We start from the raw sequence: 14196 nt of genomic DNA on the forward strand, positions 1-14196 counted from the left end.
GGCCTGCGCCGCGCCTTGCACGGCCAGATCGCGGCCGCTGTCCACGCGCAGATTGCCGGCAGCTTGCGCCGTGCCGCGCGGCGCGATGCGGACGTCGCCCGCCGCCGTGACTTGCAGATCGCCGGTCAGAGCCACCAGGTTGCCGCCGATGTTCACGCCCACCCCAGCCTCGGTGCCGATCAGGCGCACGCTGTTGGCATACATGCCGCCCAGCACCGCGGTATCCACCGCCACTTCGGGCGCCGGGCCTTCCCCCGCCTGTGCCGAAACGACCCCGGATGCGTAATCGACGCGGGCCGCGCCCGCGGTCACGTTGAGTTTGTCGGCCCAGACGTCGGCGTTGATCTCCAGCGTGCGCGCCAACAGGTCTACCTGGCTGAGATTGGCGCCGTTCAGACCGGCGCCGTCGACGCGGATCTTGCCGGAAGCGATATCGAAACCGATGCTGCCGTCGGGTCCAACCTGCGGTTTGCCCGTGGTCAGGGTGGCGCGGTCCGCGTTCAGAAAGCCGCAGCCATTGCAGGTGATGCCCGCCGGGTTGGCGACGATCACATTGGCCCGGTTGCCGGCCACTTCCAGGGTACCCAGCAGTTGCGACGGATTGGGCGCGGTGACCTGGTTGAGTATGGTGCTGGCGCGCTGATTGCCCAGCATGGGATTGCCGCCCACCTGCCCCGCCAACTGGGTCTGGCTGGCGCCGCCGCTGTTGTTGAGCACCGCGCCGGACGGACCGACGTTGAACTGCGTGTAGCGGTTGTTGGACACGCCGCCGGCCGAAGGCGGCGCGATGTTGATGACAGGCACGCCGTTGCTGACGCCTACGGAGGGCTTCGCGCCCGCCACGCTCTTGTCCACCGAGATCGGCAAGGTCTGCGCCAGCACAGGCGACCAGACCTGCGAGAAAACGACGGACCAGACTATCAGGGAGCGAAGCTTGGACATCATGCGTATCCGGTTGGGCTAAGAATGGACGGCGGTTCGACGGCGCAAGGCCGCCGCGTCAAAACTCGAACATCAGGACCGCCGCGAACAGGGTCGAGGCGGTTTTCAGGGATTCAGGCTTTTTCAGCGGCCAGCCGGCAGACAGGTCATAACTGGCATTGACATAGGGCATGGCGATCCGTCCGCGCAGCCCGGCCACGGCGCCGACCAACGTACGGCCAGACAGCGACGCCGCCGACGGCCCGCCCACCCGGCCCACGTCCAAGCCCGTGTACAACTGGTGGCCAGGCACGCGCAGCAGCTTGTCCAGGCCCAGCGACAGGTCGTTGCGCAAGGTCCAGCCATCCTCGGCGGCCAGCGTCATCTGCCCGTCAAAGCCGCGCACGGCATAACGGTTGCCGATGGTGAAGTAGTCGGACGGCACGATGGGCGTCCTGGCGTGCTGGATCTGCCAGTTCAACTGGTAGGCCCAGGGCTGCTCGGCCAGTTCGAAGGGCAGATACAGGCCGGCGTTGGCCGAAAGTATGGTGCTGCGCCCGTTCCAGTCCGGATCCCCATATACGTAGCCGGGCCGGTCGGACAGCCCGGCAAGCGTGCCGCGCACGCCCCCGCCGATGTCCAACGCGGCGCGCCCCAGGTAGTGGCGATGCCCCAGGTTGAACTCGTAGCCGGTGACGTCGCGCCGCTGCACTTCGATGTCCACATCGTTGAGCGTGCTGGTGGTGCGTTTGCGCAGCAGGGTCAGCGACGACGTGCCCTTGTAGGTGGCGCCGCGATACGGCACTACCGAGACGCCCGCCTGCACCTGCTTGGTGGTGCCGCCATAGATGATGGGTTCGTCGAAACCGGCCACGGTCTGGCGGTAGGTCGATTTGCTGGCGCCGGCGAAGAAGGTCCAGTAGCCGAAGGGAATGCTGTAGTTCAAGGACGCGGCGCGCGTGTTCGATTCGGCGTCGCGCCAGCGCGCATTGCTGTTCCACGACAGCGACAACTGGTCGTACAGGAACAGGGGCGAATCCAGCGTCAGCCCGGCGTTGATCTGGTATTTGCCGATGGCGTCCATGCCAGCGTTGTCGCCGCCGATATACCCATGCCAGCGCTTGCCGCTGCCAGGACGGATAAGGATGTCGGAATCGCCCAGCTCCGGCCCGGGCGCGACGTCGATAGCCGCATCGGCCTGGCTGCCCAGCCTGCGGATGTTTTCCAGCGCCTGGTCCAGGTCGCGCTGGTTCACTTCGCCGCCTGGCCCGGTGGGCAATGCCGTGCGCCACCAGCCGATGGCGCCCTGGCCCTTGACGGCGGAGATGCGGCCCGGCAGGTAGCGCAGCGTCAGCGTGCCGGCGGCCAGGGATTGTTCCGGCACGACCACCCGCGCGGTGACGAGTCCGCGGTCTATCAGCAAGCCGATCAGGTGCTCCTGCAAGGCCCGCAACCCCAGGCCGCCGACGCAATGGCCGATGACCGCGTCGGCAGCGCGCAGCAGCGCCTCGGAAGGCTGGGCGCCGTCCCAGACGACTTCCTTCAGGGCGAAGCAAGGCGTTTCGACCGGGAGGACCAAGCCTGCGGCAGCCGGCCCGGCGGGCGACAACACGTCCGGCCGCTCGGCCGCGCGGGCGCGCTGCGCGCCCAATTCCTGCTCTTGGCGGCGTTCGATCTCGGTGGCGCGCAGCGCCGCCTCGGGCAGCGGCTGAGCGCCGGAATCGGCCGGGAAAAAGCCAACCGCCAACATGCCCGCGGCCATGCGCAGGCGCCAGTAGTGATTCATGCCGGTACGGCGCCTACGAACGTGCGCGGCGCTCCTTGTTATCTATGTATGAAACTAAATGTTTGCCAAGTTTGCCTTATAGAACAATTAATAACAATAAATATCTTATTGTATACAACCTACTATCAAAGAACTTAAATGAAATTAGGAGATAAAGACTGGGAAATTTGCACATAAGCCACATAGTTCCGGGATGCGGAACTATCACAGTTAAGCCATGCGCGATTTGACATGAAACAAAACGCAAGCAACTCAACCTGACCGCAAGCAGCAGTTTTTGGACCCCAATCTTTTTTATGCGAGCGTGTGGCGTAGATAAATAGGTGGAGTCCGAAAGCTCGCGGCCTATCCTGTTCAGACCGCTTGCACACGGGTTATCCCGGATACGGCCACATCAACAAATCGTCAATAATTCGCCAACGTTTTATCGTCGATCCGTCCCCTTCCCCTGCCAGCCCATGCCTGTATCCGTCCGGGACGCCATTGTTTCCTCATCCCACCTGGCCTCTTCAGCCCCCGAGCTTTCCGAAGTCGAATTCGGCCTGATCATTGCCTCGCATGCGTTCAACCGCTGGATGGTGCGCTGCATGGCCTGTGCGGGACTGCCCGAGCTGACCTCGCTGGACATCCTGGTGCTGAACCACGTATTCCATCGCGGCCGGGGCAAGAAACTGGCGGACATCTGCTTCACGCTCAATGTCGAAGACACCCATCTGGTGAACTATTCGCTGAAGAAGCTGGAGCGCCTGGGCGTGGTGCAAAGCGCCAAGACCGGCAAGGAAGTGATCTACACGGCCACCGACGCCGGCGCCGCCGCCATCCAGCGCTACGCCGAGGTGCGCGAGCAGTGCCTCGTCAAACCCTTCATCGACTCCCCCGCCGCGGACGACGCCAGCCATCAGCTGGCCAACACCTTGCGCGCCCTTTCGGGCCTGTACGACCAGGCTGCCCGCGCCGCCACCTCGTTGTGAGAATCCACGTTGTCTAGCACTACTGCATCCACTTCCGCCCCGCTGCTTTCCGTGCGCGGCGTGTCGGTCGATTTCAATACCGAAAACGGCGTGTTCCGCGCCGTCGACAGCCTGGATTTCGAGGTACGCCCCGGCAGGACGCTGGCCATCGTCGGCGAGTCGGGCTCGGGCAAGTCGGTCACGTCCATGGCCATCATGCGGCTGACGGACTACACCAGCGGCCGCATCGCCACGGGCCAGATCCTGTTCCGCGACAGCGCCGACCGCGAGATCGACCTGACCTCGGCCTCCGATGAAGACATGCGCGCCATCCGCGGCAACGATATCGCGATGATCTTCCAGGAGCCGATGACCTCGCTGAACCCGGTGTTCACCATCGGCGACCAGATCATCGAGGCCATCATGCTGCACCAGCAACTGTCGCGCTCGGCCGCGCGCCAGTCGGCGTGCAAGCTGCTGGAAAAGGTGCGGCTGCCCGACGCCGAACAGATGCTGGACCGCTATCCGCACCAACTGTCGGGCGGCATGCGCCAGCGCGTGATGATCGCGATGGCGTTGTCATGCCAGCCGCGCCTGCTGATCGCCGACGAACCGACCACGGCGCTGGACGTCACCATCCAGGCGCAGATCCTGAACACCATCCGCGAGCTGCAGCGCGACCTGGGCACGGCCGTGATCTTCATCACGCACGACATGGGCGTGGTGGCGGAAATGGCCGACGACGTGGTGGTGATGCTGCGCGGCAAGAAGGTCGAGCAAGGCACGGTGGACGAGATATTCAATGCGCCCAAGCATCCCTACACCCGCGCGCTGCTGGCGGCGGTGCCGCGCCTGGGCAGCCTGACGGGCCGCGACCTGCCGCTGCGCACGCCGCAGACCGTGCTGGAAGGCGACACGCTGCGCGAAGTCGGCGAAACCCGCGAGCAGGACACGGCGCGCTACGACGAGCCGGTGCTGCGCGTGGAAAAGCTGACCACGCGTTTTGACGTGGGCCACAATTTCTTCGGCCGGGTCACGCACCGCGTGCACGCCGTGGAAGAAGTGAGCTTCGACGTCTACCCCGGCGAAACGCTGGCGCTGGTGGGCGAATCCGGCAGCGGCAAGTCCACCATCGGCAAGACCCTGCAGCAGCTGGTGGCGCCGACCTCGGGCGCCGTGCGCTACAACGGCCAGGACATTTTCTCGATGGACAGCGCCGGGCGCCAGCGCCTGCGCCAGGAGATCCAGTACATCTTCCAGGATCCCTACGCTTCGCTGGATCCGCGCAAGACGGTGGCCTTCAGCATCGCCGAGCCCATCCGCACGCACGGCCTCCTGAGCGGCGAGGACGCCATCGCCCGCCGCATCGGCGAACTGCTGGAGCAGGTCGGCCTGAAGCCGGAACACGCCAAGCGCTATCCGCATGAATTCTCGGGCGGCCAGCGCCAGCGCGTGTGCATCGCGCGCGCGCTGGCCAGCAACCCCAAGCTGATCATCGCCGACGAATCCGTGTCGGCGCTGGACGTATCGATCCAGGCGCAGATCCTGAACCTGCTGATGGACCTGCAGAAGGACCGCGGCCTGTCCTATCTGTTCATCACGCACGACATGGCGGTGGTGGAAAAAGTCAGCCACCGCGTCGCGGTCCTGTACCTGGGCCAGATCGTCGAGCTGGGCACCCGCCGCCAGATTTTCGAATCGCCGCAACACGCGTATACGCGCAAGCTGCTGGCCGCCGTGCCGGTGGCCGAGCCCGGCCGCCATATCGACACCTCGCTGATCGAAGGCGAGATCCCCAGCCCCGTGCGGCGCGTCGGCGACGAGCCCGCCATCATTCCCCTGGTTGAATTCGCGCCCGGCCACCAGGTGGCCCGCGCGGCTTGAGCCGCATCCCCTTTCCACGTCGGCCCGCCCGACTTCCCGTTCCTGGAGTTGAACATGCTCTCCCTACGCAAAACCTACACCGTCACCGCCCTGGCTTTGGCGCTGGGCGGCGCGCTGCCCGCGGTCTTCTCGACCGCGCATGCCGCCGGCACGCTCAATGTCGCCATCAACCAGGACCCGGGCAGCTGGGATCCGATCGACACCTTCGTGACCTTCTGGGGTTCGGTGGGCAGCAACCTGTATGACGGCCTGACCATGCGCGGCGCCGACCTGAAGCTGCAACCGGGCCTGGCCACCAGCTGGGAATACCTGGACGACAACAAGCGCCTGCGCTTCAAGCTGCGCGAAGGCGTCAAGTTCCACAACGGCGAACCCTTCAACGCCGAGGCCGTGAAGTTCACCTTCGAACGCCTCTTGGGCGCGGAAGGCGCCAAGGGTCCGCAAAAGGCCAACTACGACTCGATCGGCGAGATCAAGGTCGTGGACGAATACACCGTGGACTTCATCCTGAAGCAGCCCGATCCCGTCCTGCTGACCAAGCTGGCCGGCTACGGCGCCATGATCGTGCCGCCCAAGTACATCAAGGAAAAGGGCGAGGACAACTTCAACATCAACCCGGTAGGCACCGGCCCGTTCAAGTTCGAAAGCTACCAGCCCAAGGTCAACGTGACGCTGGCGCGCAACGACGACTACTGGGGCGGCAAGCCCAAGCTGGACAAGGTGGTCTACCGCTTCATCGGCGAGCCCGGCACCCAGGTGGCCGAGCTGCAGGCCGGCCGCATCGACATCGCCACATTGATCCCGCTGGGCCTGATCGAAACCGTGAAGAAGTCCGGCAACGCCGACGTCATCTCCACGGGCGGCCCGGTTGCCTTTGCCCTGCGCTACAACACCAAGAACGGCATCACGCAGAACCGCGACGTGCGCCGCGCGCTGATCATGGCGGTGGACCGCGACGCCATCGTCAAGCAGCTGCTGCTGGGCCAGGCCAAGACCATCGCCAGCTTCCAGGGTCCGCAGTCGTTCGGCTACAACCCCGAGCAAAAGCCCCTGCCCTTCAACCCCGCCGAAGCCAAGAAGCTGCTGGCCGCCGCCGGCGTGAAGCCGGGCGCGACCGTGCAGATCGACGTGCGCGGCAGCGATTCGAACTTCCGCGAAGTAGCCCAGGCCGTGTCCGGCTATCTGCAAGGCGTGGGCGTGCGCGCCACCATCAAGCCGTATGAAACCGGCGTGCTGCTCAACGACATCATCCCGGGCGGCAAGACCGGCGAGATGTGGCAGAACCAGTGGGGCGGCTGGACCTATGACTACGACAACACGGCCTACCTGATGTACCACACGGGCCAGAAGTGGAACCCGTACGACAACGACGCCAAGCTCAACGGCATGCTGGAAGCGCAGCGCACGGTCTATGACGTGAAGAAGCGCGAAGCCATGCTGCAGGAGATCGCCGGCTACGTGGCCGACCAGGCGTTGGAACTGCCGCTGTACAGCCTGAACACGATCGTTGGTGTGAACAAGCGCGTGAAGGACCTGGAAGTCCCGGGCGACATCCGCTTCCGCTTCCTGAACGCTGCAGTGGAGTGATGTCCCCCCCCGAAGCGCTGCGCGCTTCCCCCCAGGGGGCATGCCTGCGGACCGGCAAAGCCGGCTCCGCGGCATCCCGCTAGATTGATATACGTTGAATCGTCGGCGATGTCCGTTGCCGCATTAACCCCACCGACCCGTCCCGGCGCAAGCCGGGGCGGTGATTTATGACCGGATTTCTCATCAAACGCGTGTTGCAGGCCGTCTTCGTGATCGTGGCCGTGACGCTGCTCGTCTCCTATGCCGTGCGCCTCACCGGCGATCCCGCGCTGATGCTCAGCCAGGGCTCGGGCAGCGTCACCGAGCAGGACCTGGCCAATATCCGCCAGGCGCTGGGCCTGAACCGGCCGTTCCACGAGCAATACCTGTCCTATATGCAGGGACTGCTGCACGGCGATTTCGGCCGCAGCTTCATGGGCGGCACGTCCGTCGCCAAGCTGATCGGCGACGCCCTGCCCGCCACGCTGATGCTGGCCTTCACTTCGCTGCTGGCGTCCATCCTGATCTCGTTGCCGCTGGGCATCCAGGCCGCGATCAAGCGCGGCAAGGCCACGGACCAGGCCATCCGCATCCTGTCTCTGGTGGGGTTGTCGTTCCCCAACTTCTGGCTGGCGCTGATGCTGGTGCTGCTGCTGTCGATTACCTTCCCGCTGTTGCCGCCGTCCGGCTGGAGCGGGCCGGCCAGCCTGGTGCTGCCGTCGCTGACGATGGCCATCATCCTCAGCGCCACCAATATCCGCCTGGTGCGCACCACCATGCTGGAAACGCTGTCGGCGCAATACATCATGGTCGCGCGCAGCAAGGGCCTGAAGGAACGCGTGGTGCTGTACAAGCACGCGCTGCGCAACTGCGCGATTCCGCTCATCACTTATCTGGGCCTGCAGTTCGGCGGCCTGATCGGCGGCATCGTTGTGATTGAAATGGTCTTCAACTGGCCCGGCCTGGGCACGCTGGCGTTCGACGCCATCTCCGGCCGCGACTACCCGGTGCTGCAAGGCACGGTCACCGTGCTGGCCACCGTCATCGTCCTGGTCAACCTGATCGTCGACATCGCCTACGGCATCGTCGACCCCCGCATCCGCACGCGCTGAGCCTTATGCAGACTACTACCCCCACCGCCGCCACCCCCAAGGCGGCCAAGCCCCGCAGCCGCTACCGCTCACTGGAATTCGTGCTGGGCGCGCTGCTGACCGGCGCCATGGTCCTGCTGGTGCTGACCTCGGGCTGGCTGTTTCCCGATGGCGGCGAAGCCATGGACCTGGCCGCCCGCCTGACCGCGCCCTTCGCCTCGGCCGCCCATCCCTTCGGCACCGACCCGCTGGGCCGCGACGTGCTGGCGCGCGTCATCGTCGGCGGCAATATCTCGCTGACAGTCGGCTTCGTCTCGGTCATCGGCGGCGCGCTGCTGGGCATCGTCATGGGCCTGATCGCCGGCTACTACCGTGGCTTCTGGGACATGATCGTGATGCGCTTCGCCGACGTGCAGCTGGCGCTGCCGTTCATCCTGGTGGCCATCACCTTCATCGCCATCCTGGGCGGCGGCCTGTTCAACGTCATCTTCTTCATGATCGTGTCGCAGTGGGTGCAATACGCGCGCCTGGTCCGCGCCCAAGTCCTGGCTCTGCGCGAGCGCGAGTTCGTGTTGGCCGCCCGCGCTTTCGGCGTGCGCGACCTGGCCATGATCCGCCACCACATCGTGCCCAACCTGCTGGGCCCGCTGGTCATCCTGATGACCCTGAACGTCGCCAACAACATCCTGCTGGAAAGCAGCCTGACCTTCCTGGGCCTGGGCGTGGATCCCATGATCCCGAGCTGGGGCGGTATGCTTGCCGACGGCCGCACCTACATGCAGACGGCCTGGTGGGTCAGCGTCTTCCCGGGCCTGGCCATCATGCTGACGGTACTGGGCCTGAACCTGCTGGGCGACTGGCTGCGCGACCGCCTGGATCCGACCGGCAAGGTCTGAAGCCGCCCCGGTCCGCCGGAAAGGAATATCGAGTATGTCTTTGCTGGAAAAAACATTCGACCGCACGCTGGACGCCTGGACCCACGCCTACATGGCGCCTGCCTGGCGCGGCGCGGTCGTGGAGGGCTGGCTGTTCGAAGGCGAGCAAGCGCGCCGCGCGGCGCAGGAGCGCCTGGCGCAGGCCGGCGTCACGGCGCGCTTTCGCAGCGCCTACAAACCGCTGTTGCACTACTTCCTGGAAGAGGTCGAACGCGAGGGGCTGGCGTCCGTCGTGGTGCGCTATCCGCTGCACGAACATGCCCAGGCCAAACGCTTCACGCTGGAAGCCTATCCGCTCATCGCGCTGCTGCAAGGCGTGGACGTCACCATGCAGCCCGGCGCCAGCGACCTGCACTATGACGTCAGCCTGAGCTACACCGACGGCCGCAAGCTCGATACGCGCGTCTACGCGCCCAACCAGATCGGATACGCCCAGGACGGCACGCCCGAACTGTCGCCCACCGGCTGGCTGCGGGTGCGCGACGCCGAGGGCGCGTTGCAGACCGATGCCGCCCAGGCCACCGAATACCAGCAAGCCTTCCGCGCCATCGTGGACACGGTGCGCAACCATGCCTGGGGCTCGCACGAGCCCTATTTCGAGCGCCTGGAAATCCGCGTGGACCTGCCGGGCATCGACTTCGCCCTGCCGGTGGACGAGGAAATCGTCAGCACCTTTGAAGCGCTGCACGAAGACATCTATTTTTCGCTGCTGGAACACTTCCAGAAGCATTCCGGCCGCCCATCCGGCGACCGCGGCCTGCAACCGGGCCAGATCATTCCCGACATCCGCCGCCACGATGGCGCGGCGCGCGTGCAGATCTCGCTGGAGCATTTCGGGGCCTTGACGCCCGTCGCCCCCGCCGCGCTCGATGCGCCGCTGGCCCAGGTCCGCGAACCGCTGTCCGCCGGCCAGATTGCCGGCTGCATGGCCGCCTTCGGCGGCGACGCCTTCCAGGCCGTCTCGCGCCAGGGCCGTCCAGTGCTGGGCACCTACCTGCGCGGCCCCGGTCCCGCCGTCTTCATCTCGGGCGCGCAGCATGCCAATGAAACCTCCGGCGTGGTCGGCGCCCTCCGCGCGGCGCAGACGCTGGCCGCGCGCGGCGACGCCCATTTTGCCCTGATCGCCGCTGAAAATCCGGACGGCTACGCGCTGTTCAACCGCCTGCGCGAACACCATCCGCGCCACATGCTGCACGCCTCGCGCTACAGTGCGCTGGGCGACGACATTGCCTACCGCGAACGCGCCCCGTTCTTCGAACGCGAAGGCCGCCACCAGGCGCACGCCATCAGCGGCGCGCAGCTGCACATCAATCTGCACGGCTATCCGGCCCACGAATGGACCCGGCCGCTGTCCGGCTACCTGCCGCGCCACTTCGAGCTGTGGACCATCCCCAAAGGCTTCTTCCTGGTGCTGCGCCACCACCCGGGCTGGGGCGATCGCGCCCGCCGCCTGATCGAAGGCGTGACGGCCAGGCTGGCCCGCAACGTCCCCGGCCTGGTCGAGTTCAATGCCCGGCAGCTTGAACTATTCCAGGCGCATGCGCTCGAAACTGGATTCGACGTGCTCAACGGCATCCCGGTGCAGGTGAGCGAAAGCGACCGCGAAGACCTGCCCCTGGCGCTGATTTCGGAGTTTCCGGATGAAACCGTCTACGGCGACCGATTCGTTTTCGCGCATACTGTGCAGATGGAAACCGTCCTGGCGGCGACCGAGCTCTACCGCGCAGGGCTCTAGCGGCAAAAAAAGCCCGGCGCAACCAAGGACCGCGCCGGCACCCGACCTGTAAAACCATTAGAAAAATGAATATCCGAGAACGCAACCACGGCGATGATCTGGCCCTGGTGGACATCTGGCTCCGTTCCGTACGCGCCACCCACACGTTCCTGACGGAAAAGGAAATCCAGGCCATGTACCCGCAGGTGCTCAACACCTACCTGCCTTCGGTGCGGGTCTGGGTCTGTGAGGACGATGCCGGCGAGGTCGCTGGCTTCATGGGCCTGAACGGCAACAAGGTCCAAATGCTGTTCGTGGATGCCAACAAGCGCGGCAAGGGAGCGGGCCGGCGCCTGCTGAACTTCGCGCGTTCGCTGCACGGCACCCTGCTGGTGGATGTGAACGAACAGAATCCCCAGGCCCACGGCTTCTACAAGCACTACGGTTTCGAGGACGTGGGCCGTTCAGCGCAGGACGACGCCGGCCGCGCCCGTCCCATCATCCATATGAAGCTGGCGGGCTGAGGCCTTCCCGGCGCCCGCCCATCCCGGCGGGAACCTAGCCTTTGGACTGCTCCGGATGCCTGGCTCGCCAGGCTTTCAGCGCTGCGCGGTAGTCGTCCATGGCTTCGTTATAGGTGTCATAGACACAGGGTATGCAGCCGCTGTTGCAACATTCTTCGGGCGCGGGCGCTTCGGGCGGAACGGGCTGCGGGTCGTCGGCGGGGATCTGCTTGGTGCTCATACCCGAATCTTAGCGCCGTTGCCCGGCGGCGGCGTCCGCTTCCGGCAGCGGCCATTCGGCGCGGCGGATTTCGTAGCGGCGCTTGCCGGCGCCGCCCTCGCCCGCGCCGCCGATCTGGCGCATGCCGCACTTTTCCAGAACCCGGCAGGACGCGGCGTTCTCTTCCAGCGCCACGGCGGCCAGCGCCTCCACGGACAGCCGCTTGAACCCCAGCGACAGCAAGGCCTGCGCGATTTCCGTGGCGTATCCCTTGCCCCAGCTCGCGGGCAGGAAGGCATAGGCCACCTCGACCTCGTCGCGGCCGCGCGACTGGGTGCGCTTCAATCCCGCCCGGCCCGCCAGCACGCCGCTGATGCGGTCGGCCAGGACATACATGCCGTAGCCTTGTTCCGCCCAATGCTCGACGTTCTGCAGCAGATAGCGGCGGCTGGCCGAGTCGGTGCGGGTGCCGCCCATGGTGGCCATGAGGCGCTCGTCCGCATGCATGGCGGCGATGAAGGGGAAATGGGTTTCGTCCATGCGCCGGGCATGCAGCCGGGCGGTCTGGAAAGTGTCGGGAAGTAGCGCGACAGGCATGGCGGGCGTAAGCGATGGGATGCCGGACATGATACCGGCGGCCGGCCCGCCGGCCCATCGTCCAATGGACGAATCCCCCGGGCCGAGCCCGGCCCCGGGGGCCGGCTTCAGCCGCGGCGCAGGCCGAGGAAACTCCAGCGCACGTCGGCGCGGTCCAGCATGTCCTCGCGCGAGCTGAGATGGTGCGAAGACAGGCCGTGGCCGGCTGCCAGCGCGATCGTTTCCTGCGCGGACACGTCGAACATGCGGCGTCCTTGCGGCACCGGACCGTGCCGCAGCGACATCAGGATCTGGCCCTGCGGCGCCAGCAACGCCGCCAGCGCCTGCATGCCCAGGCTGCGTTCATCGGCGTCCAGATGCATCCACACGGCCGTCAGCATGATCACGTCGAACACCCGGCCCTGGCGCCGCAGGACAGCCAGTTCGGGCAGGGCGTCGTCGACCCACTCCAGGTTGGGCAGCGCGTGGCGGCGCTGGCCCTCCTGGCGCAATTCGGGGGTGGGTTCGGCCGCCACCACCGCATGGCCCATCCGCGCCAGCGCCGCGGCGTCGCGCCCCGATCCCGCGCCTATGTCGGCGATGCGCGACGGCGCCGCGGGGATCAGGTGCGCCACGTCGCGGTGCACGTCGGCGAACGCGATGCTCTCGTACTGGTCGGCCAGGGCCGCGGCGTTTTCGCCATAGCCCTGCGTGCCGGCAGCCCCTGTCATTGCTGGGCCGCCGGGCGGGCCTGGATCGCCGCGGGCGGCCAGGTGGCCTTGATCGCATCGTAGATGCGTTTGCCCACGCGGCCGTCCTCGGGCAGCTTGCGCTTGACCTGTTCTTCGCGCACCGCATCGCGGGTCTTGCTGCCCGGAATGCCGTCGGCCACGCCTACGTCATGGCCCAGGCCGTAGAGCATCTCCTGCAGCTCCTTGATCTGCGCGCGCGACAGGCCGGGGTCGTCCGTGGGCCAGGCCACGACGAGGTCCGGACCGCCTTGCAGGCGGTTGAGCAGCATCGACACCGCCAGGCCATAGCGGCGCGACTGGTTGTAGTGCAGGATGGCGTCGAAATTCACGGTGGCCAGGAACACCGGGCCGGCGGAACCGGTGGGCGCGAACAGATAGGCCTGCTCTTCGTTGCCCGAGGGCAGCTTCAGCGCCGAGCCGTTGCCCTGCTTCAGGCCGGCCTGGGCCCATTGGGCGATCGTGCGGCGGTCCTGCGAGCCCACGTACTCCGCGTCGGGCGAGGCCGGGATGGCGGCGGCCAGCTCGGCCGGCACGCGCACCTCGATCACGGCGGGCAGGTTGTGCGTCCACTTGGCGCGGCGCTTGCGCAGGTGGTTGGCGGTGGAGGCCAGCGCATCCGGCAGCGAGTTGTAAAGGTCGATCTTGCCGTTGCCATCGCCATCGGCAGCCAGTTCATAGAACGAGGTCGGGATGAACTGCGTCATGCCGAAGGCGCCGCTCCAGGAGCCGATGAAATTGTCCGCCGGCACCAGGCCGTCACGCAGCAGGCGGACCGAGGCGTAGGCGTTCTTTTCCCACAATTGCTTGTTCTCGGTGCAGGCGCGCGTCAGCCACGCGTCCAGCACGTTGGTCTTGCCGACCTGGCGGCCGTAGTTGGTCTCGATGCCGAAGATGGCGACCAGGGTGGCAGGGTCCACCTGGTACTGCTGGCTGATGGCCGACAACTGCGGACCGTACTTGGCGAGCACCGCGAGACCGTCGCGCACGCGTTCTTCGTCCACGGTCTTGGCGATGTAATCCCACCAGGCTTCGCGCCCTTCGGGCTGGCCCTTGGCGGATGCGACCGTGGTGGGCAGCAGCTTGGCGTTGGCGGTGTACTTGTCCCAGTCCGCCACGGTCAGGCCGTTGGCCGTGGCGCCCTTGCGCAGCTTGGCGATGCAGGCCTTGGTGTCGAGTTCGGTCGGGATGATGACTGTCGGCGCGACGGTGGCGGTGGCGGCCGGGGCTGCGGTGGCGGCGGGAGCAGCTGTAGCTGCGGAAGCAGCTGTAGCTGCGGGAGCTGCGGTGGCGGCCGGAGC

13 protein-coding genes are annotated in these 14196 nt (G+C 66.4%); 7 read left to right on the forward strand and 6 right to left on the reverse strand.

Features of this window, described 5'->3' with window-relative positions; genetic code table 11:
- On the reverse strand, positions 1–945 hold a 945-nt coding region (locus WBB14_RS19720; protein WP_424241329.1), incomplete at its 3' end, for a filamentous hemagglutinin N-terminal domain-containing protein.
- Between the two features lie 55 nt (positions 946–1000).
- Complete coding sequence (locus tag WBB14_RS19725) at positions 1001–2707, reverse strand: ShlB/FhaC/HecB family hemolysin secretion/activation protein (RefSeq protein WP_424241330.1); 1707 nt, start codon at positions 2705–2707, stop codon at positions 1001–1003.
- Positions 2708–3165: 458 nt separating this feature from the next.
- Here WBB14_RS19725 and WBB14_RS19730 point away from each other — a divergent pair, with 458 nt between their 5' ends.
- The 7 genes from WBB14_RS19730 (at position 3166) to WBB14_RS19760 (ending at position 11371) form a co-directional block, all read left to right on the forward strand.
- Entirely contained in the window at positions 3166–3678 is a 513-nt protein-coding gene (locus WBB14_RS19730; RefSeq protein ID WP_035360603.1) for a winged helix DNA-binding protein, read from the forward strand.
- Between the two features lie 9 nt (positions 3679–3687).
- Positions 3688–5541: a dipeptide ABC transporter ATP-binding protein gene (locus WBB14_RS19735; protein ID WP_424241331.1), complete on the forward strand. Its 1854-nt coding sequence runs from the start codon at positions 3688–3690 to the stop codon at positions 5539–5541.
- Positions 5542–5595: 54 nt separating this feature from the next.
- Entirely contained in the window at positions 5596–7128 is a 1533-nt protein-coding gene (locus WBB14_RS19740; RefSeq protein ID WP_332013226.1) for an ABC transporter substrate-binding protein, read from the forward strand.
- Between the two features lie 167 nt (positions 7129–7295).
- Entirely contained in the window at positions 7296–8219 is a 924-nt protein-coding gene (locus tag WBB14_RS19745; RefSeq protein ID WP_013394895.1) for an ABC transporter permease, read from the forward strand.
- Positions 8220–8224: 5 nt separating this feature from the next.
- Positions 8225–9094: an ABC transporter permease gene (locus WBB14_RS19750; protein ID WP_424241332.1), complete on the forward strand. Its 870-nt coding sequence runs from the start codon at positions 8225–8227 to the stop codon at positions 9092–9094.
- A 34-nt stretch (positions 9095–9128) separates the two neighbouring features.
- Entirely contained in the window at positions 9129–10868 is a 1740-nt protein-coding gene (locus WBB14_RS19755) for a peptidase M14 (protein ID WP_424241333.1), read from the forward strand.
- A 65-nt stretch (positions 10869–10933) separates the two neighbouring features.
- Positions 10934–11371 (forward strand): acetyltransferase, encoded by a 438-nt coding sequence (locus WBB14_RS19760; RefSeq protein WP_424241334.1) that lies wholly within the window; start codon positions 10934–10936, stop codon positions 11369–11371.
- Positions 11372–11405: 34 nt separating this feature from the next.
- Here the strand turns inward: WBB14_RS19760 and WBB14_RS19765 are convergent, their stop codons facing one another.
- The 4 genes from WBB14_RS19765 to WBB14_RS19780 form a co-directional block, all read right to left on the reverse strand.
- Positions 11406–11591, reverse strand: a complete 186-nt coding sequence (locus tag WBB14_RS19765; RefSeq protein WP_424241335.1) for an oxidoreductase-like domain-containing protein — start codon at positions 11589–11591, stop codon at positions 11406–11408.
- Positions 11592–11600: 9 nt separating this feature from the next.
- Positions 11601–12197, reverse strand: a complete 597-nt coding sequence (locus WBB14_RS19770) for a GNAT family N-acetyltransferase (protein WP_424241336.1) — start codon at positions 12195–12197, stop codon at positions 11601–11603.
- A 77-nt stretch (positions 12198–12274) separates the two neighbouring features.
- On the reverse strand, positions 12275–12877 hold the full coding sequence (locus WBB14_RS19775) for a class I SAM-dependent methyltransferase (RefSeq protein WP_424241337.1): 603 nt from the start codon (positions 12875–12877) through the stop codon (positions 12275–12277).
- On the reverse strand, positions 12874–14196 hold a 1323-nt coding region (locus WBB14_RS19780), incomplete at its 5' end, for a lytic murein transglycosylase (protein ID WP_424241338.1). The genes WBB14_RS19775 and WBB14_RS19780, both read right to left, overlap by 4 nt.

The organism is Achromobacter sp., from assembly GCF_049647645.1.
Classification (GTDB): domain Bacteria; phylum Pseudomonadota; class Gammaproteobacteria; order Burkholderiales; family Burkholderiaceae_B; genus Achromobacter.